Origin of the sequence: Pseudomonas sp. MYb193 (genome assembly GCF_002966775.1) — a bacterium.
Taxonomy (GTDB): domain Bacteria; phylum Pseudomonadota; class Gammaproteobacteria; order Pseudomonadales; family Pseudomonadaceae; genus Aquipseudomonas; species Aquipseudomonas paracarnis.
The window spans coordinates 1,482,427-1,500,806 of the sequence record NZ_CP023269.1; the positions used below are offsets into that span (position 1 = coordinate 1,482,427).

14 protein-coding genes and 2 pseudogenes are annotated in these 18,380 nt (G+C 58.8%); 5 read left to right on the forward strand and 11 right to left on the reverse strand.

Going from position 1 to position 18,380, the window contains the following annotated elements:
* Positions 1-2: 2 nt before the first annotated feature.
* The gene (locus CLM72_RS06920; RefSeq protein WP_105226000.1) at positions 3-623 is read right to left on the reverse strand and encodes an energy transducer TonB; all 621 of its coding nucleotides are present in this window, start codon (positions 621-623) and stop codon (positions 3-5) included.
* 96 nt (positions 624-719) lie between these two features.
* On the opposite strand from CLM72_RS06920, the gene CLM72_RS06925 reads away from it, so the two are divergent.
* Positions 720-1,502 (forward strand): class I SAM-dependent methyltransferase, encoded by a 783-nt coding sequence (locus tag CLM72_RS06925; RefSeq protein WP_105226001.1) that lies wholly within the window; start codon positions 720-722, stop codon positions 1,500-1,502.
* Positions 1,503-1,558: 56 nt separating this feature from the next.
* On the opposite strand, the pseudogene CLM72_RS06930 reads toward CLM72_RS06925, so the two are convergent.
* Positions 1,559-2,128 (reverse strand): annotated as a pseudogene (locus CLM72_RS06930) (transposase); the annotation flags it as partial.
* A gap of 45 nt (positions 2,129-2,173) precedes the next feature.
* Here CLM72_RS06930 and CLM72_RS06935 point away from each other — a divergent pair.
* Positions 2,174-2,881 (forward strand): annotated as a pseudogene (locus tag CLM72_RS06935) (IS66 family transposase); the annotation flags it as partial.
* Between the two features lie 76 nt (positions 2,882-2,957).
* Here the strand turns inward: CLM72_RS06935 and CLM72_RS06940 are convergent.
* The 3 genes from CLM72_RS06940 to CLM72_RS06950 form a co-directional block, all read right to left on the reverse strand.
* Complete coding sequence (locus CLM72_RS06940; protein ID WP_034126525.1) at positions 2,958-3,227, reverse strand: hypothetical protein; 270 nt, start codon at positions 3,225-3,227, stop codon at positions 2,958-2,960.
* A 1-nt stretch (position 3,228) separates the two neighbouring features.
* Positions 3,229-4,974, reverse strand: coding sequence for an S-type pyocin domain-containing protein (locus CLM72_RS06945; protein WP_080757707.1), 1,746 nt, complete (start codon positions 4,972-4,974; stop codon positions 3,229-3,231).
* 1,069 nt (positions 4,975-6,043) lie between these two features.
* Positions 6,044-6,700 (reverse strand): TetR/AcrR family transcriptional regulator, encoded by a 657-nt coding sequence (locus CLM72_RS06950; RefSeq protein WP_034126815.1) that lies wholly within the window; start codon positions 6,698-6,700, stop codon positions 6,044-6,046.
* Positions 6,701-6,793: 93 nt separating this feature from the next.
* Here CLM72_RS06950 and CLM72_RS06955 point away from each other — a divergent pair, with 93 nt between their 5' ends.
* Both CLM72_RS06955 and CLM72_RS06960 read left to right on the forward strand, forming a co-directional pair.
* On the forward strand, positions 6,794-7,894 hold the full coding sequence (locus CLM72_RS06955; protein ID WP_105226002.1) for an efflux RND transporter periplasmic adaptor subunit: 1,101 nt from the start codon (positions 6,794-6,796) through the stop codon (positions 7,892-7,894).
* 5 nt (positions 7,895-7,899) lie between these two features.
* Positions 7,900-10,965: an efflux RND transporter permease subunit gene (locus CLM72_RS06960; RefSeq protein WP_105226003.1), complete on the forward strand. Its 3,066-nt coding sequence runs from the start codon at positions 7,900-7,902 to the stop codon at positions 10,963-10,965.
* A 664-nt stretch (positions 10,966-11,629) separates the two neighbouring features.
* Here CLM72_RS06960 and CLM72_RS06965 read toward each other — a convergent pair.
* Genes CLM72_RS06965 through plsB form a run of 3 tightly spaced genes read right to left on the reverse strand, consistent with a single transcriptional unit; the run spans position 11,630 to position 15,319 of the window.
* Positions 11,630-12,319, reverse strand: coding sequence for a DUF4197 domain-containing protein (locus CLM72_RS06965; RefSeq protein WP_105226004.1), 690 nt, complete (start codon positions 12,317-12,319; stop codon positions 11,630-11,632).
* Positions 12,320-12,346: 27 nt separating this feature from the next.
* Entirely contained in the window at positions 12,347-12,748 is a 402-nt protein-coding gene (locus CLM72_RS06970; RefSeq protein ID WP_057701325.1) for a YbaY family lipoprotein, read from the reverse strand.
* Between the two features lie 51 nt (positions 12,749-12,799).
* Positions 12,800-15,319, reverse strand: a complete 2,520-nt coding sequence (gene plsB / locus CLM72_RS06975) for a glycerol-3-phosphate 1-O-acyltransferase PlsB (RefSeq protein ID WP_105226005.1) — start codon at positions 15,317-15,319, stop codon at positions 12,800-12,802.
* A 180-nt stretch (positions 15,320-15,499) separates the two neighbouring features.
* On the opposite strand from plsB, the gene CLM72_RS06980 reads away from it, so the two are divergent.
* Positions 15,500-15,709 carry a cold-shock protein gene (locus CLM72_RS06980; RefSeq protein ID WP_034126819.1) on the forward strand — a complete coding sequence of 70 codons (210 nt, stop codon included), beginning with the start codon at positions 15,500-15,502 and terminating at the stop codon, positions 15,707-15,709.
* 137 nt (positions 15,710-15,846) lie between these two features.
* Here CLM72_RS06980 and CLM72_RS06985 read toward each other — a convergent pair whose 3' ends face one another.
* Genes CLM72_RS06985 through dapE form a run of 3 tightly spaced genes read right to left on the reverse strand, consistent with a single transcriptional unit; the run spans position 15,847 to position 18,239 of the window.
* The gene (locus CLM72_RS06985) at positions 15,847-16,224 is read right to left on the reverse strand and encodes a hypothetical protein (RefSeq protein WP_034126820.1); all 378 of its coding nucleotides are present in this window, start codon (positions 16,222-16,224) and stop codon (positions 15,847-15,849) included.
* Between the two features lie 54 nt (positions 16,225-16,278).
* Positions 16,279-17,088: a putative RNA methyltransferase gene (locus tag CLM72_RS06990; protein ID WP_105226006.1), complete on the reverse strand. Its 810-nt coding sequence runs from the start codon at positions 17,086-17,088 to the stop codon at positions 16,279-16,281.
* Positions 17,088-18,239 (reverse strand): succinyl-diaminopimelate desuccinylase, encoded by a 1,152-nt coding sequence (gene dapE, locus CLM72_RS06995; RefSeq protein ID WP_054897128.1) that lies wholly within the window; start codon positions 18,237-18,239, stop codon positions 17,088-17,090. The genes CLM72_RS06990 and dapE overlap by 1 nt, the downstream gene beginning before the upstream one ends.
* Between the last annotated feature and the right edge of the window lie 141 nt (positions 18,240-18,380).

Genomic DNA, 18,380 nt, shown 5'->3' on the forward strand with positions numbered 1-18,380 from the left:
GTTCAGGCGGCCAGGCGCAGGTTGTGGGTCACCAGCGGGCGTGCCCAGTAGTAATCGAAATCCAGGGCCTTTTGCTGCGCCAGCAGTTCTTCTTCAGGGTACGGCGTGGCGGCCGGTGGCAGCAGGTCCAGCTCGAATTCGGCAATCGGCAGGTGCAGTGGGCGTGGTTGTGGCGCGGGGCCTGGCCCGGGTAGCGGTTGGCCGGCGTTCAGCACGATGGGGCGCACCCACTCGCTCTCAAACGCTTGTTGGCGTTGCTGGGCGATGACTTCTTCTTCCGGGAACGGCGTCGCGGCCGGTGGCAGCAGCTCGGTTTCGAACTCGGCAATCGGCAGGAAGAGCGGCGCAGGCGGCACGATCTCGGTGTCTTTCACATCGCACTCACGCTGGGTGAGGATCTGCGCCAGCAGGTCGGCGCCTTCGCGGGGTTCAACTGCCGGGTCTGCCGGGGCGGGCGCCTTGGCGGCGAGCGCGTCCGGCGTTTCACCGAGCTGCTCGGCCAACGCGCGGGCGAAGAAGTCCTGCCACACATGACTCACCCCGGCCAGCGCTTGGGTATTGCGCAGGCCGTAATGGTTGTGGGTCGGCAGTACACCGATGGAAAGGGGAAGAATGTCTGACATTTTTCTCGGTCGACGCTCAGCTCTGGCAAAATACCTGACTGTGATTTTTATCGGCCGTTGTTTGCCGATCCTTAATATTTTTGAGCGTGGCGATTGATGAACGAACAACCAGCGGCCAGCCGCATCCAGGTCCAAGTCTTGGCTGACAGCTTCCAGGCCCGCGCTGAACAGTGGGCTTCGCTGCTGGGGTTGCCTCTGCAGGTGGCCGATGCGGATTTTTCCCTGCAAGTGGGGGAGCACGGCTTGCAGTTGCAACAGCTTGGGCCTGATGCGCCAGGGCCGGTGCGGGTCGACTTTGTCGAAGGCGGCGCGGCGCATCGGCGATTGTATGGTGGTGGCAGCGGGCAGATGATCGCCAAGGCGGTGGGCATCGCCCAGGGCGTGCGCCCGCGAGTGCTGGACGCCACGGCTGGCTTGGGCAAGGACGCGTTCGTGCTGGCCAGCCTCGGGTGTGAGATGAGCCTGATCGAGCGCCAGCCGTTGATCGGCGCCTTGCTCGAAGATGGCCTGGCACGCGCTGCCGAAGATTTTGACGTGGCGCCGATTGTGGCGCGCATGAAGCTGCTCAAGGGCAACTCCATCGACGTGATGCTCAATTGGCAGGGCGAGCCGCCTCAGGTGATCTACCTGGACCCAATGTTTCCGCACCGTGAGAAAACTGCCCTGGTGAAGAAGGAAATGCGCCTGTTCCGGCCGTTGGTGGGCGATGACCCGGATGCACCGGCGTTGCTTGCGGCCGCTCTGGCTTTGGCCAGCCATCGGGTGGTGGTCAAGCGGCCGCGCAAGGCACCCTGTATTGAGGGGCCGAAGCCAAGCCATGCGCTGGATGGCAAGTCCAGCCGCTACGACATTTATCCCAAGAAAGCGCTCAAGCCGTAAGCTGCAAACAGCAGCACTTATCTCCCAGGTGCGCCGCAATCCAGATGTGGGAGATTCTATGGTTGGGGGGAAGCCCCCAAACCCGCTTTTGATTGGTACTCGCTCTGGTTTTTCATGAGCGAAAAGGCGATACGCGCTAACTTGCGGGCGATGATGACCAGGGCTTGAGTTGTTTTCAGGCCCCTGGCCAGATAGCCCTCGTATAAAGGCTTCCAGGCTTCTGACCTAATACCGGCTGACGCCGCGTTATGCAGCAACCTGCGGATCTCTGAGTCTCCTTTCTTGCTTAACGAACGACGTCCGTTCATTTGCCCTGAGTCGGACACCCTCAAGTCCATTCCCAGAAAAGCAATGTAAGCGTCAGCACTTTCAAACTCTCCTCGTTGAAAGGCCATAGTCAGGGCAACTGCCGTAAGAAAACCAATGCCCTCTACGGCTTGGCAGCGCCTGACTTGATGCAAGACACCCGCTTCAGTGACAGCAGCTAATATCCGTTTTTCAATGAGCGCTTCATGTCTATCAAGACAAGCTGAAATGCTCTTGGACGAGGCTTTGAGCAACGGCTCACCTGCCCAGCTCTGGTTCAGAGCAACACGCATCTTCACCAGTGCGGCACGTCGGCGAAGCGTATCCGTCCGGCCAACACACCTTCCTGACGCAACCACCGAAGGACCAGCCCGTTTTGCGAAACCTCGGCTGTAGTTTACGACTTCAGCCTCAGCCGGGCCGGCGAGCATGCGCGTAACTTCCTACAAGACTGGAAGGGCAAGCTGGTCTGCGATGATTTCGGCGATTACAAGGCCAGCTTCGAACTCGGCGTGACTGAAATCGGCTGCATGGCTCATGCCCGGCGCAAGTTCTTCGAACTGCATGCGACTCACAAGAGCGCGCTGGCTGAGCAAGCCTTGCGTTACATGCAGGCGCTGTACGAGATCGAGGGGGAAATCGAGGATCTAGAACCGGACATACGCCGCCGAATACGGCAGGAAAAGGCGGTACCCGTGATGGATGCGTTGCATGCCTGGATGGTTGCCCAGCGCGACATCGTGCATAACGGTTCGGCCATTGGCAAAGCCTTGGATTACAGCTTGAAACGCTGGACGGCGCTGTCGCGCTACCTCGATGACGGGGCCGTGCCTATTGATAATAATTGGTGTGAGAACCAGATACGGCCTTGGGCGCTGGGGCGCAAGAACTGGCTCTTTGCTGGGTCGCTACGCAGCGGCAAACGCGCCGCTGCGATCATGAGTTTGATTCAGTCGGCCCGGAACAATGGGCACGATCCCTATGCCTACCTGAAGGATGTGCTGACGCGCCTGCCTACGCAGCGGGCAAGTGAGATTGCAGAGTTGCTGCCGCATAGGTGGCGTCCGGCTTAGTCGTGCAAGACGGTTTGCCCGTACGCTTACAAAGAAAGCCCAGCTTGAGCTGGGCTTTCTTTTGCAGACCTACATATCACTCAAGCGTATACTTATTCTCAGCCATAAAGGCTGGCTCTTTCCAATTAGGACCTTTTTTAATTCCCCCATCAGAATTATCAATCAGCCCTTCCAGTCTCATGTTATGAACAAGCTTTAATAGCTCAAGATTATTACCAATATTTACCCAGCCATTCCTGTTATATAGTCGATCCAGCATCGGATATGAAATTGACTTATTTCTTACTATAAAAAGAACGACATCTCTTGGGGATTCAGAGTTTACAATATCATTGATGTTGCTCATGTTATTCTCCGTATATTTGTTTGTTTTCTGCGACTATAGCTTCTGGCGTATAGAGTAATTCGTCAGCATCTTTAAGCTTGAAATCCTCTAAAGTCGCGGCATGAGTATTATTCCAAGTGGCGCCATCGTCGTTCGGTTTCACTCCATCCGCTATACCTAGAGCCCTATACCGCTCTAGCTCACGAATCTCATGGGTGTAAAATCGCTTATCGACATCGGTAATGGCCAATTCGCCAGTTAGGATTTTTTCCAGACGGTCAATCATCACAACATTTGCGTCTGATGGGTCGAATCTGCTCGTATGCAGCTTAACGAGGTCAATACCTTCCTGAGTCACCGCTGCGGTTGTCCAGTCTAGACTCTGAATGGGGCCGCCCGCCTTATCAGGATTGTACATCCGACCGCTGTGCTCACCTTTGGTGGTAGCCCCTTCGTACGGACTACTAAATACCGCATAAATCGGCGGTAAACCCGAATCTGCGGGGTAAACGTAAATAGCGTCCCGAATCTCCAACTGGCCGACTACCGGAAACGGCTCAGCTTTGACCTCAATCGGTGTCAGTGTAATCCCGGTATACGCCGGGGTTTCGACAGGCTGCGCAGGCGTCGCCGTCGAGCTATTACCTGGTACTGCGATTGGGAACGTCAGGGTGATCGGTGGTGAGTCAGTTGTAGTGAACGTATAGGCATTGGCCACAGGATCAAGCACTAGCGCTCTTACCGGGACGGTAGGTGCTAACCCTCCAGTGGGCTGGGTGGCCACTACCGAGTATTTGGACTGATCGCCATAAATTCGGTAGGGCACATCCACAGTTCCTCCCGCCGCGGCGATCTCGGCAAGATTTTCGGGAAGATTAGGCGCTAAATCCTTGGCCGGCGTGTTAAGCATGGTCGAAGGTAGCTCACCATTACCCAGTGATGGTGAATAGACCAGCGCGCCAATGCCCACTGCCGTGGCAGCACTTACAACAGTGCCTAAGGCTACCTTTGCAGCCTGAATAGCCGCATCCAGCGTAAGACCTGAACCGGCAGTAATGGCGATAGAGCCAGCCGCAGTACTTAACTGACTCGCACCGTCAGCGGGCAGCCTATACGTATTAGCGGCTTTAAGTGCTGCAGCTTCAGCAGCAATTCTTGCTGCCTCTGCAGCGGCCGCTTCATCAGCAATGCGCTTGGCTTCAGCTTCGGCGGCTAACCTGGCAGCTTCTGCTGCAGCGGCCTCATCAGCGATACGCTTAGCTTCTGCCTCTGCCGCTACTCGCGCCGCTTCAGCAGCGGCTGCCTCATCAGCCACGCGTTTGGCTTCAGCCTCATCTGCAACCCTTGCGGCTTCCGCAGCTGCCGCCTCATCGGCAATACGTTTAGCCTCGGCGTCTGCACGTGCTTGATTAGCCTGTGCCTGAAGGTTCTGCTTCAGGGCATTCAAATAGTCGATCTCGCGGTTGCTATATTTTGCAGCATACGAAGCCTCAAGTGAGGCGTACCATTCTTTATAATTTTTATCCGGAGGGTAATTTGTCTTGCTTCCGCTGATTGCATCTTTAATAAACTGCATCGTCGGATAATAAAAGAAGTCTCCATAGTAGTACTTGTCAGCAATCACTTTTTGAGCAGCAGCAGCCTGTGCTTTTTGAGCAATTAGCGTATCTACCGAACGAATATGCTGTTCGATTTTCTCGACTTCGCTCGCGGGACTGCCTTCATTTTGTTCTATTGCAGTAATGCTTTGTGCAATAGATTCAGGCATCGACTGAAGATTCGCTGCAAAGCTTGCCTCCTGGTCCTTAACATTCTGGGAAATGATGGGAGGGTATGTGTTAAGCACATAAGTACGCGTTGCAACGTTAATGAGCTGTCCGGTGTGACTATGTGAAAAATCACTGTCACCACCACCCCCTCCGAATGTCTGAGGTTCATATTTATTAATAGCATTGATTTCAATTTCTGGCAGATGAATCGTATCGCCATTAGCCATAGTGAATTCTCCTTTTCGCTAGGTACAGCATAAGAGCTTTGTACATCTCAGTAGGATGGACGGATGGTTCTCTCGTTGCCTTACTACTCTCTGATGAACGGCTTCGCCTCTTGGGTTGTCAGTTTTTGAGAAGCTCAACGAACGAGAATCCCCGCCTTCTCCACTTTTCACCATATCGCATTAATACTGTATGGGTATCCAGTATAGAGAGGCAACAAAAAATGCACTTATGCATATCGCGACCGACAAACGGTAGTGGTCACTATTCCTTACGATACGGCTCTGAGCTTGACGGTGGGGGGAGCACACCTCTGTGACCGCAACCACTGCCGGTCATTTGCAGATAATGTGAGCCCGTCACAATGGAACGCGAGTCTACGGCGTCGAATGCAAGCCCATTTGCAATTAATGTGAGCCGGAGCCTTTGGCTGGTTGCAGTTAATGTGAGCCAGAAATGCCGCTGAATGCGAGCCCGCGTGTTTTCAAACGCGAGCCGCTACACTTAGGGTTCCGCCCTGACGGCGGCTCACTTTGCAAAAGCCGGGATGCCGGCCCAGGCCAAAGTAAGCAAAACGCTCTTGCCCCACCACTCGGCACCTCGCTTAGGCTCGGTGTGCCCGTAATCCGCCAGTGATTTGGGGGGCCGCCGCCACGCGCCATCCATGGCGCGGGGCGGCTAAACCGGCATCCCTGCCGGTTTACCCCCCAAATCCCTGTCGAATTCCGGCCAGCGTGGTTTGACGGGGCGCTTAAGATCAAAATCAAAAGCAGATCAAAAGCAGATCAAGAGCAGATCAAGAGCGACTCGCTTCGCATCGTGGTTACCGTCGGTTGCTACCGCCTATGCAGTGCTGTCGAGCCCCGTGCTGCGATAGGCCCGCATAAACAACTTCACCACGTCCTGCACATGCTCTTCGGCCTCTTGCGCGCTCAATTGTCCGCCGCAGCCATACAACAAGCGGAAGTTCGCCGTGCCCTTGAGCAAGCAAAAGAAGTGTTCCGCGGCTTTGAACGGTGTGTCGATGCTCAGGGCTCCGCCCTGGTGAATCTTGCCGAGCAGGCGCTCCATGCCTTGCAGCATGCGCATGGGGCCGGCGTTGAAGAAGATCTGGGAGAGTTTCACGTCCTGATTGCCGGTGGTCATCATCAGGCGATGCAGGTTTACCGACTCCTCGCTGTTGATCAGCCGATGAAAGCCGCGTGCGATGTTGAGCAACACCGTCTCGACGGGCATGCCTTCGGGAAGCTCGAAGTACATCACCGGCAACTGCTCTTCACATTTGGCCACCACCGCAGCGGTGAACAGCGTCTCCTTGTCGGTGAAGTGGCTGTAAACCGTGAGCTTCGATACGCCGGCCGCCAGGGCAACGGCGTCCATGCTGGTGTTCGCATAACCCTTGTCCAGAAACAGCGATTTCGCCGATTCGAGGATTGCCTGGCGTTTTGCCATGTCCTTGGGACGCCCGGGGCTTGCGGTGTTCAGAGGATTGTCGGACATTTTCACCTTTAATACTGGACTGGTGAGTTTGGTATTAATAACATACCGGCCAGTATAATTATTCCAAGCTCTATTTGCGAAAGGTCCTTCAGCATGCGCAGCGCTTTCCTGCCCCTTGCTTTGCCTGTCAGCCTGGTCTTCCTGTTGGCCGCGTGCGGCCATGAAGAAGCGGCCCAGACCACCGTACGTCCGGCCATGGTGGTGCAACCGCAGCCTTCGGCACAGGCTATGGACAGCTACCCCGGTGAGGTGCGTGCCCGTTATGAGCCGGACCTGGCCTTTCGCATCGGCGGTAAAGTCAGCAAGCGCCTGGTGGAGGAGGGCGAGCGGGTCAAGGCCAACCAGCCGCTGGCCGAACTCGACCCCCAGGACGTGCGCCTGCAACTGGAAGCGACCCGCGCTCAAGTAGCCGCTGCAGAGGCCAATCTCAGCCTGGTGCGTGCGGAACGAGATCGCTACAAGACCTTGATGGACCGGCAGATGGTCAGTCGGTCGCAGTACGACAATTCCGAAAACCTCTACCGAGCCGGTGAAGCACGCCTCAAGCAGATCAAGGCCGAGTTCGATGTGTCGAGCAACCAGGCCGGCTACGCCGTGCTGCGTGCGCCTCAGGACGGTGTGGTCGCCAAGCGTGCCGTCGAAGTGGGGCAAGTGGTTTCCGCTGGCCAGACCGTGTTCACCCTGGCCACCGATGGCGAGCGTGAAGTGTCGATCAGCCTGCCTGAACAGGGCTTTGGCCGCTTCAAGGTCGGCCAGCCAGTGTCGGTGGAGTTATGGAGCCAGCCAGAGCAACGTTTTGCCGGGCGCATTCGTGAGCTGTCTCCCGCGGCCGATCCCAAATCCCGCACTTTCGCCGCGCGTGTGGCCTTCACCGGCGGCAAAGTGCCCGCCGAACTGGGCCAAAGTGCGCGGGTTTTCATCCAGGCCGACGGTGTCATTGCGCTGTCGGTACCCTTGTCTGCCCTGAGTGCCGAAAACGGCGCGTCCTACGTCTGGCGCGTACAACCGGACAACACCCTTGAACGCACTCCCGTGCGCATTGGTGCCTTTGGCGAAAACACCGTACCGATACTGGAAGGGTTGGCCGCCACCGATTGGGTGGTTGCCGCAGGCGTGCATGTACTCCATGAGGGCCAGTCAGTGCGCCCGGTGGATCGCTCCAACCGTGTGGTTAATCTGGCGGCCAAGGAGTAGTCCCCATGGGTTTCAATCTTTCCGAATGGGCGTTGCGTAATCGCCAGATCGTACTGTTCCTGATGATCCTGCTGGCCGTGGTTGGCACCTTGTCCTACACCAAGCTGGGGCAAAGCGAAGACCCGCCCTTTACCTTCAAGGCCATGGTGATCAAGACCAACTGGCCCGGGGCCACGGCCCAGGAGGTATCGCGCCAGGTCACCGAGCGAATCGAGAAAAAACTCATGGAGACCGGTGAGTACGAACGCATCGTGTCGTTCTCCCGCCCAGGTGAATCCCAGGTCACCTTTATTGCCCGTGATTCGATGCGTTCGGCGCAGATTCCCGAGCTGTGGTATCAGGTGCGCAAGAAAATCAGCGACATCCGCCACACCTTGCCGCCGGATATCCAGGGGCCGTTTTTCAACGATGAGTTCGGCACCACGTTCGGCAATATCTACGCCCTGACCGGCGACGGATTCGACTACGCCGTGCTCAAGGACTACGCCGATCGCATCCAGATCCAGCTGCAACGTGTCCCGGATGTGGGCAAGGTCGAGTTGCTCGGCTTACAGGACGAGAAGATCTGGATCGAGCTGTCCAACCTCAAGCTCGCTACCCTCGGCTTGCCTTTGGCTGCGGTACAGCAGGCGTTGCAGGAACAAAATGCGGTGTCCACCGCCGGCTTCTTTGAAACCCCTACCGAGCGCGTGCAATTGCGCGTTTCTGGCAACTTCAAGACGGTGGAAGAGATCCGCAACTTTCCGATACGCGTGGGGGATCGCACTTTCCGCATCGGTGACGTGGCTGACATCCATCGAGGTTTCAACGACCCACCGGCACCGCGCATGCGCTACATGGGCGCAGATGCCATCGGCCTGGCCGTGGCCATGCGCGACGGTGGCGACATCCTCGTATTGGGCAAGGCCCTTGAAGTGCAATTCGCACGCCTGCAAAAGAACCTTCCGGCAGGGATGGAGCTGCGCAAAGTGTCGGACCAACCAGCAGCGGTAAAGACCAGCGTCGGCGAGTTTGTCCAGGTACTGGCTGAAGCGTTGGCGATTGTTTTGCTGGTGAGCTTTTTCTCCCTCGGTGTGCGCACCGGCATGGTCGTTGCCCTGACGATTCCGCTGGTACTGGCGATGACCTTTGCCAGCATGTATTACCTGGGCATCGGCCTGCACAAGATTTCCCTTGGCGCCTTGGTCCTGGCCCTGGGCTTGTTGGTAGATGACGCGATCATCGCCGTGGAAATGATGGCGATCAAAATGGAGCAGGGCTACGACCGGCTCAAGGCTGCGAGTTTCGCCTGGACCAGTACCGCGTTCCCTATGCTCACCGGCACCCTGATCACGGCGGCGGGCTTCTTGCCAATTGCCACCGCGCAATCGAGCACCGGGGAATACACCCGCTCGATCTTCCAGGTGGTGACCATCGCACTGCTGGCCTCCTGGGTGGCAGCCGTGGTGTTTGTGCCGTACCTGGGGGAAAAACTCCTGCCCGACCTGGCGAAGATTCACGCCGCCAAACACGGTACCGACGGCCCGGACCCTTACGGCACACCCTTCTATCAGCGTGTAAGACGTCTGGTGGAGTGGTGCGTGCAACGGCGTAAAACCGTGATCGTGCTGACCTTGCTGCTGTTTATCGGCTCGGTTGCACTGTTCCGCTTCGTGCCGCAACAGTTCTTCCCGGCTTCCGGTCGCCTGGAGTTGATGGTCGACCTGAAACTGGCCGAGGGCGCTTCGCTCAGCAACACCGCCGAACAGGTCAAACGCCTGGAGGCGTTGCTCAAGGAGCATGCCGGCATCAACAACTATGTCGCCTACGCGGGCACCGGTTCGCCGCGGTTTTACCTGCCACTGGACCAGCAATTGCCCGCTGCCAGCTTCGCCCAGTTTGTGGTGCTGGCCAACACCATCGAGGAGCGAGAAAGCCTGCGCACCTGGCTGATCGAAACCCTCAACGAGCAATTTCCCGACCTGCGCTCGCGTGTCACACGGCTGGAGAACGGCCCGCCCGTAGGTTACCCGGTGCAGTTTCGCGTGACCGGCGAGCACATCGAAGAGGTGCGCGCGCTGGCGCGCAAAGTGGCGGCCAAGGTTCGCGAAAATACCCATGTGGTCAATGTGCACTTGGACTGGGAAGAACCGAGCAAAATCGTCTACCTGAATATCGACCAGGACCGTGCCCGCGCCCTCGGTGTGAGCACTGCCAACCTGGCGAAATTCCTGCAGAGTTCCCTGACCGGCTCCAGCGTCAGCCAGTACCGTGAGGACAACGAATTGATCGAGATCCTCTTGCGCGGCACAGTGCATGAGCGTAGCGAACTGTCGCGCCTGCCGAGCCTTGCCGTGCCCACCGACAATGGTAAAAGCGTGGCGCTGTCGCAAATTGCTACCCTCGAATATGGCTTCGAAGAGGGCATCATCTGGCATCGCAACCGCTTGCCCACGGTGACTGTGCGGGCCGATATCTATGGCAAGGAACAGCCGGCGACCCTCGTGCAGCAGATCTTGCCGACGCTCGCCGATGTACGTGCCGAACTGCCGGATGGCTACCTGCTGGAAGTAGGCGGCACGGTTGAAGATTCAGCGCGTGGGCAAAACTCGGTGAAGGCCGGCGTGCCGCTGTTTATCGTGGTGGTGCTGACCTTGCTGATGCTGCAACTGCGCAGCTTTTCGCGCACGGCGATGGTCTTTCTCACCGCACCGTTGGGGCTGATAGGCGTGACCCTGTTCCTGCTGGTATTCCACCAACCCTTCGGCTTCGTCGCCATGCTTGGCACCATCGCGCTGTCGGGAATGATCATGCGTAACTCGGTGATTTTGGTGGACCAGATCGAGCAAGACATCAAGGCCGGCCTGGCACCTTGGCAGGCGATTATCGAAGCTACGGTCCGACGCTTTCGCCCGATTGTTCTGACGGCACTGGCGGCGGTGCTGGCGATGATTCCGCTGTCGCGCAGTGTGTTCTTCGGGCCGATGGCCGTGGCGATCATGGGAGGGTTGATCGTGGCTACGGCATTGACCTTGCTCTTTCTCCCGGCGCTTTATGCCGCGTGGTTTCGCGTCAAAAAGGACGCTGGATAATCAGGCTGTCATCTCGGTTGTCGGGGCGTAGAGAGTACGCGCCCCGTCACCGTTGGCATGCGGCAGAATGAGCAATTTTCCTATGTGAGAGATAGGAAGCTCACTACACGGGGCTAGGAACCTTTCCTTATTGATTGCCACTCAATGTTACCTGGTTGGCAGGTACCTACTGCTCTTGCTCGTCGGCAGAAACAGTAGTGATTGGAATGAATTTAAGGAGTTCGCCATGTGTATAGCTAGTTTGAAGGCTTTTCTGCGTCCGCCCAGCAGGCCAAAACCTCCTGAAAAGTGTAAACCCAGCCCTCCTGAACGTTGTAAGCCCAAGCGCCCTGGGTATTGCAAACCCAAGCCCCTTGAGAGTTTCAGACCCAAGCCTCCTGAGGAATGCAAACCCAGGCCCCCTGAGTATTGCAAACCCAAGCCTCCTGAGGATTGCGAAACCAACCCCCCTGAGTATTACAAGCCCAAGCCTCCTGAGGAGTGCAAACCCAACCCTGCTGAGTATTGCAATCCCGAGCCCCCTGCGAAGTGTTGCTACATAAAAACCGTTGAGCTGACGATTGTCATGAAGGCGGCCATAAATTACTGACTTTGAGGCTCTTTTTTGCGCAAACGCCTCGAGAATACGAGGCGCTTGTGGGGGCGCAGGGCAGATCGGCAGGTTTTACAGCGCGCCAAACACCTTCTTGGCCAAGCCGGTAGCCGCAGCCGCTGGATTCTTGCGAATCGTTTCTTCCTGCTGCGCAATCATCTTGAACAAACCATCCAGGGCCTGCTCGGTCACGTAGTTCTCAACGTTGGCGCTCTTGGCGTCCACCGCGCCAAAGGCCGCGGCCTTGCCGGCCAGGGTGTTGTACTGCTGGGCCACGCCGACTTTGTCGGTGGCGGCCTTGACGATAGGCAGGAACTTGGCGCGAATCTCTTCACGGCTGCTTTTGTTCAGGTACTGGGTGGCGGAGTCCTGGCCACCGCTGAGAATGCCCTTGGCGTCGGTCACGCTCATGTTCTTCACAGCGTTGACCAGGATCGGCTGGGCCTGAGTCACGGCGGTTTCCGCTGCCTTGTTCATGCTGGTTTCCAGTTGCGTGACCTGGTCACCCATGCCGAACATTTTCAACTTGTCGGCGACTTTGCCGAGTTTGCCCGGCAGGCCGATCTTCACGTCCGGGTTGTTGCTGAAACCACCGGGCGTCCCGAGCTGTTTCACAGCAATCTGTGCACCTTGGGTCAAGGCATCCTTGAGGCCGCCGCTGGCGTCACCCTGGGACAGGCTGCCGAGATCCAGGGCCATGGCGTTGGCGCCGAATAGCAAGCCAGCACACAGGGCGGTGAGGCGAAGAGATTTGCGGAGCATGGGCGCTTCCTTATGAAGTGGGAATGATCAGTGTGCAGCCGCATCCACGCGCAGGCGCAGCGGTTGTGGGTCCTGGCCGTTGAGCTGCACGGTGTGCCGCTCCGTGGTGATAAACAGTAGCTTGCCGTCCAGCTCGATGCGAGCGCTGACCGAGTATGTGTGGCCTGGTTTAACCTGGGCCGGGTCATAGCTCAGGTGAAACGGCAGCGGCACCTGGCCTTTGACCGGGCCTTTCTGTTCGGCGAGGGTCACGGCCGGGGCGTCCATCAGAGACACGTCCTGCAGGCTGACGCTCAAGGTAGCGGCCGGTGGCAAGGCGATGCGTTGCAGGTAGAACACTTCGCCGTCGAGGCTGGCTTTCGGGGTCGGGGTCATTGAGTGGCAAGCTCCGAGCAGGGCGGTCAGGCCCAGGAGGATGATCTTTTTCATGGTGCGGCTCCTTTTCAACGGCGCCGGAATCCGCCCGGCGCCTCATTCAATCTAGCGGTTTTCTTCAGGTGTGACGGCAATTGGTTCGGCCGCGGCCTCGGCTGCGCCGTCCACGCGGTGCAAGGCGACCTGGCGGATCGACAGGCGAATATCCGCCGGCAACACACGTTTGGCCGCGCCTTCGGCCAGTTCACCCAGCAGGTCGTGATAGCCCAGCTTGCCGGCTTCATCGCGGCGCAGCACATCTTGCTCCAGCAACGTCTGGATAAAATGTCGGAAAAGACTCTTGTCGAAGAATTCCGGAGCGTTGAGGCCGTGCAGGATCGACAGGCGTTGGGCCATGATCGTGCACAGGTCTTCCAGTTCTTCGGCGCTGATGCTGTTCTGGCCGCTGTTGAGCAGTAACGAGATCGCCATGTAGAAACGTTGCAGGGTCTGGGCGATGCTCTTGGACAGCAGCGTCAGCAGCACAAAGTGCCGCGAACTCGGCGCCGGGCGCAGGTATACGGCGTTTTCGAAGCGCAGCAGGCCTTGTTCGACAAACGCGTCCAGCCACTGGTCGACCACGCTGTCCAGATCCTCCAGCGACCAACGGATAAACAGCTCCGATTGCAGGTACGGGTAGAGCGCGTGGGTGTAGCGCAGGATCTGTTCGCGGGTCATGCGCGAACTGCTCTGGAAGAAGCTCGCCAGCAACGCTGGCAGGGCGAAGATGTGCAGCACATTGTTGCGGTAGTAGGTCATCAGGACGGCATTCTGCTCATCCAGATAAACGATTTTGCCCAGTGCGTCGCTCTGTTCGGACAACAGGTTCATGTCCTTGACGTGCTTGATCAGCGCCAGGCCATCGCCCTCCGGCAAAGTGGTATGGGGCGAGTAGGGCACACGACGCAACAGCGCCAGGTACAGGTCCAGCTGGCGGGCCATGGCCTGTTCATCCAGGGCCAGGCGGGTGGTGGACAGCAGGGCCAGCGCCACCAGGTTCACCGGGTTCACCGCAGCGGCTTCGTTCAAGTGGCGCGCCACCTGTTCGCCGAGGCGATTGGTGGTTTCGTTGAGCCAGGCCGGTTTGTAGTTCGGCCCCAGTTCCTGGGCGCGCCAGTCCGGTTGCTCGGCGTCGAGGAACTCCGCCAGCTTGATCGGCTCACCGAAGTTGACCGCCACTTGGCCGAAGCGCTGCTTGAGCGCGCCGACCACTTTGAAAATATCGAAGATCGACTCTTTCTTCTTGCTCGCGCCACGCAGCTCGCCCAGGTAAGTGCGGCCTTCGAGCACGCGCTCATAGCCGATATACACCGGCACGAACACGATGGGCATGCGCGAGGAACGCAGGAAGCTGCGCAAGGTGATCGCCAGCATGCCGGTTTTCGGTTGCAGCATGCGCCCGGTGCGCGAGCGGCCGCCTTCGACGAAGTATTCCACCGGGAAACCCTTGGTAAACAGGGTGTGCAGGTATTCGTTGAACACCGAGGTGTACAAAGGGTTGCCCTTGAAGGTGCGGCGCATGAAAAACGCACCGCCACGGCGCAGCAGGCTGCCGATCACCGGCATGTTGAGGTTGATGCCGGCGGCGATGTGCGGCGGGGTCAGGCCGTTCTTGAACAGCAGGTAGGACAGCAGCAGATAGTCGATGTGGCTGCGGTGGCAAGGCACGTAGATCACCTCGTAGCCTTGGGCCACCTTTTGCACGCCCTCGATGTTATTGACCTTGATACCGTCGTAGATCTTGTTCCAGAACCAGCTCAATACCACTTCCAGGAAGCGGATCGCGGTGTAGGTGTAATCCGAGGCAATCTCGTTGCCATAGCGCAGGGCCAGGGCCTTGGCTTTTTCCGGGGCGATCTTTTCGCGTTCGGCTTCATCCGCAATGGCTTGGCGTACCAGCAGCATATTGACCAGGCCCTTGACCAGATTACGCCGGTGGGACAGGTCGGGGCCGATCACTGCCGTCTTCAGGTTACGCAAGTGCACACGCAGGATGCGCTGGGCCATGCGCACGGTGCGTTCGTGACCTTTATTGTGCTCGATCAATTCACGCAGGTTGATAGGCGCGGAGAATTGCACGCGGGTCTTGCGCCCCAGGATCAGGATGCTCAACAACCGGCGTAGACGCCCGGTGACCGCCCAGCTATCGGCGAACAACAGCTTCCACGGGCTGGACTCGCTTTCGGGGGATTGGCCCCAGAACACACTGACCGGAATGATTTGTGCATTCTCTTCGGCGTGTTCGGTGAGGGTGTTGACCAGGCGCGTCAGGGTGGGCGGCGCACCGCGCTTGTCCTGGCGGCCGAGCCAATCCGGATCCGGCGTGAGGTAGAAGAACGCCGCAGGCTCCATCAGCGGCCCCACCGATACCGGCAGCACCGGACGTGGCAGGCCAGCCTTGGTGCACTCGGCATCGACCACCGCCAACTCGGTGAGGGAGGGTGATTGCAGGACGTAGAAAACCGGCCGGCTGCGGTCCAGGTTGAGGGTTAGGGACGACTGGTTGATCGTCTCTGAGCGAACCCAGAGGTACAACAGTCGGCGCAAGGTGCCAAACACCAGACGGCGGAACGGGGAGCGGGTCATAGGCGAGCTGCTTCAAGTGGAAAAAACCGAGCAGGCGCTCGGGCGGGTAGTGTGCCGTATTCGCCGAAAATCGGCAAAAAAGCAGCGATGTAAAGTTGAGTTGATGGTTTTTGAGCCTGTCTTATACTCGGCAGTTCAATGCGAGCGACTCAACAATAAAAAACCAGTGGGAGTGAACAGATGTCAACGCGCGAAACCGGGAATGTGAAGTGGTTCAACGATGCAAAGGGCTACGGCTTTATCCAGCGTGAGGATGGCAAGGATGTGTTTGTGCACTACCGCGCCATTCGCGGTGAAGGCCACCGTTCGTTGGCCGAAGGCCAGCAGGTGGAGTACGCCGTGGTAACGGGCGAGAAGGGCTTGCAGGCGGAGGATGTGGTGGGCCTGTAACAACTTTGTTTTGCTAACCCATTCAACTGTGGGAGCTGGCTTGCCTGCGATAGCATCACTGTGGTCTGACTGATAGACCAAGGTGTCTGCATCGCAGGCAAGCCAGCTCCTACATTGATTGGGTTAGCAATCCGCTGTCAGGCGGTTTTCCAAGTGATCTGCTCTTCACCGTCTTCGCTGATGCGAATCCAGGTGTCGGCACTTTCCTCACCTTCTTCCTCAACCCAGGTGCCCGGTGCGCAACGCACTTCGACGTTCAGCGCGGCAAACGCGGCGCGGGCGCAGGCGATGTCGTCGTCCCATGGGGTCTGGTCGCTTTCCAGGTACAGGCTGTTCCATTTGCCCACCGCCTTGGGCAGCCAGGTCACCGGCACGCTGCCGGCCTTGCACTTGTAGGTCTGGCCTTTCTGGACCCAGTCGGTACACGGGCCGAGTGCGGCGCCCAGCCAGGCAGCGATGGCCTTGTGATCGACGTCGGCGTCCTTCAGGTAAATCTCAATATCGGGTTGGCGCATGGATGTTCCTCGTTGCGGGATTCGAAAATCCATTCGCGGATGGGTGAACGTCAGTCATTGAAGCACGAAATAATCGTAACGCATCGACACCGTGACCTGCAGCGGCTCAGCCGCCTCGATCACCTCGTGGCGGCGCTCGGCACTGGCCCGCCAGCCGTGGGGCGTCATCGCCAGCAGGTTGGCGCGGTCCTGGGCTTCGGCCAGGCTCAGGGTGAATTCCAGGGTTTCACTGTGAGCAAGGCTCATACCGTCCGGCACCAGGGCCAGGTGCTTGTCGTCGGTGTACTCGCGTACCTCGTCGTAAAGACGCTCGCGTAGTTCCATCAAATGGCCGCGGGTGGGGCCGACCTTCATCAAACCGCCGCCGGGACTGAGCAGGCGCTTGGCCTCTTGCCAGTCCAACGGGCTGAACACGCTGGCGAGGAACTGGCAACTGGCATCGGCCAATGGCACGCGGGCCATGCTGGCGATCAACCAGGTCAGCGCCGGGTTGCGTTTGCACGCGCGCTTGACCGCCTCCTTGGAGATATCCAGCGCGTAGCCATCGGCATCGGGCAGGGCCTGGGCGATTTGTGAGGTGTAGTAACCCTCACCACAGCCAATATCCACCCAGCGCTGCGGTGCACGCTCGGCGGCCAGTTCGGCCAGGCGCTTGGCCACTGGCGCATAGTGGCCAGCGTTGAGGAAGTCGCGGCGCGCCTCGACCATGGCCAGGTTGTCGCCTGGGTCGCGGCTGTTCTTGTGCTGCACCGGCAACAGGTTCAAATAACCCTGGCGCGCGCGGTCGAAGCGGTGCCCGGCCGGGCACGCCACGCCATTGTCCACGGTATTGAGCGGTGCACTGCAAATGGGGCAGGCAAGCATCAGGCGAGCAACTTGATCAGGGTCTGGTAGTAGATTTCGGTCAGCACGTCGAGGTCGCTGGCCAGGATGCGTTCATTGACCTGGTGGATCGTCGCGTTCACCGGGCCCAGTTCGACCACCTGGGTGCCCAACGTTGCAATGAAGCGCCCATCGGAAGTACCGCCACTGGTGGACGCCTGGGTCTCGCGCCCGGTGATCGCCAGGATGCTGGCCGACACTGCATCCAGCAGAGCGCCTGGCTCGGTGAGGAACGGCAGGCCCGACAGCGCCCACTCCACGTGCCAGTCCAGGCCATGTTTGTCGAGAATGGCCGCGACGCGTTGTTGCAGGCCCTCGACGGTGGACTCGGTGGAAAAACGGAAGTTGAACACCGCCGTCAGGTCACCTGGGATCACGTTGGTGGCACCGGTACCGGAGTTGAGGTTGGAAATCTGGAAGCTGGTCGGTGGGAAGAACGCGTTGCCGTCATCCCAATGTTCGGCGGCGAGTTCGGCCAGCGCCGGTGCTGCGAGGTGGATCGGGTTCTTCGCCAGGTGCGGATAAGCCACGTGGCCCTGTACACCGCGCACGGTCAAGGTGGCACCAAGGGAGCCACGGCGGCCGTTCTTGACCACGTCGCCCACCAGGCTGGTGCTCGACGGTTCGCCGACGATGCACCAGTCCAGGCGCTCCTTGCGTGCGGCCAAGCGTTCGATCACGGCCTTGGTGCCGTGGTGCGCCGGGCCTTCTTCGTCGCTGGTGATCAGGAAGGCGACCGAACCCTTGTGATCCGGGTAGTCGCTGACGAAACGCTCCGCCGCCACCAGCATCGCCGCCAGGCTGCCTTTCATGTCCGCCGCCCCACGGCCGCAGAGCATGCCGTTGTCATCGATCAACGCGTCGAACGGGTCGTTCTGCCAGGCCTGTACCGGGCCGGTCGGCACCACGTCGGTGTGACCGGCAAAACACAGCACCGGGCCTTCGTGCTTGCCGTGGGTGGCCCAGAAGTTGTCCACGTCTTCAATGCGCATCGGTTCAAGCGCAAAACCGGCGTCGCCCAGGCGCTGCATCATCAGCTTCTGGCAATCGGCATCGATCGGTGTGACCGACGGGCGACGGATCAGGTCGATGGCCAGTTGAAGGGTCGGCGAAAGGTCGGCATGGGCCGTCATGGGGGAACTCCGGAAAGCGTGTGGTGGGCGCAGGACGAATGTGGAAATACCGAGCCTGGAGCGACGCAATTCCAATGTGGGAGCTGGCTTGCCGGCGATAGCATCGCTGCGGTGTGCCTGTCAGACCGCGGCGTCTGCATC

What these genes read in the sequence shown, in the direction of transcription:
- CLM72_RS06970 (WP_057701325.1), bottom strand. Translation starts at nt 12,748, where the DNA reads ATGAAAAAGATCATCCTCCTGGGCCTGACCGCCCTGCTCGGAGCTTGC.
- CLM72_RS06960 (WP_105226003.1), top strand. Translation starts at nt 7,900, where the DNA reads ATGGGTTTCAATCTTTCCGAATGGGCGTTGCGTAATCGCCAGATCGTA.
- CLM72_RS06985 (WP_034126820.1), bottom strand. Translation starts at nt 16,224, where the DNA reads ATGCGCCAACCCGATATTGAGATTTACCTGAAGGACGCCGACGTCGAT.
- CLM72_RS06925 (WP_105226001.1), top strand. Translation starts at nt 720, where the DNA reads ATGAACGAACAACCAGCGGCCAGCCGCATCCAGGTCCAAGTCTTGGCT.
- CLM72_RS06980 (WP_034126819.1), top strand. Translation starts at nt 15,500, where the DNA reads ATGTCAACGCGCGAAACCGGGAATGTGAAGTGGTTCAACGATGCAAAG.
- CLM72_RS06950 (WP_034126815.1), bottom strand. Translation starts at nt 6,700, where the DNA reads ATGTCCGACAATCCTCTGAACACCGCAAGCCCCGGGCGTCCCAAGGAC.
- dapE (WP_054897128.1), bottom strand. Translation starts at nt 18,239, where the DNA reads ATGACGGCCCATGCCGACCTTTCGCCGACCCTTCAACTGGCCATCGAC.
- CLM72_RS06945 (WP_080757707.1), bottom strand. Translation starts at nt 4,974, where the DNA reads ATGCCTGAATCTATTGCACAAAGCATTACTGCAATAGAACAAAATGAA.
- CLM72_RS06965 (WP_105226004.1), bottom strand. Translation starts at nt 12,319, where the DNA reads ATGCTCCGCAAATCTCTTCGCCTCACCGCCCTGTGTGCTGGCTTGCTA.
- CLM72_RS06990 (WP_105226006.1), bottom strand. Translation starts at nt 17,088, where the DNA reads ATGCTTGCCTGCCCCATTTGCAGTGCACCGCTCAATACCGTGGACAAT.
- plsB (WP_105226005.1), bottom strand. Translation starts at nt 15,319, where the DNA reads ATGACCCGCTCCCCGTTCCGCCGTCTGGTGTTTGGCACCTTGCGCCGA.
- CLM72_RS06920 (WP_105226000.1), bottom strand. Translation starts at nt 623, where the DNA reads ATGTCAGACATTCTTCCCCTTTCCATCGGTGTACTGCCGACCCACAAC.
- CLM72_RS06940 (WP_034126525.1), bottom strand. Translation starts at nt 3,227, where the DNA reads ATGAGCAACATCAATGATATTGTAAACTCTGAATCCCCAAGAGATGTC.
- CLM72_RS06955 (WP_105226002.1), top strand. Translation starts at nt 6,794, where the DNA reads ATGCGCAGCGCTTTCCTGCCCCTTGCTTTGCCTGTCAGCCTGGTCTTC.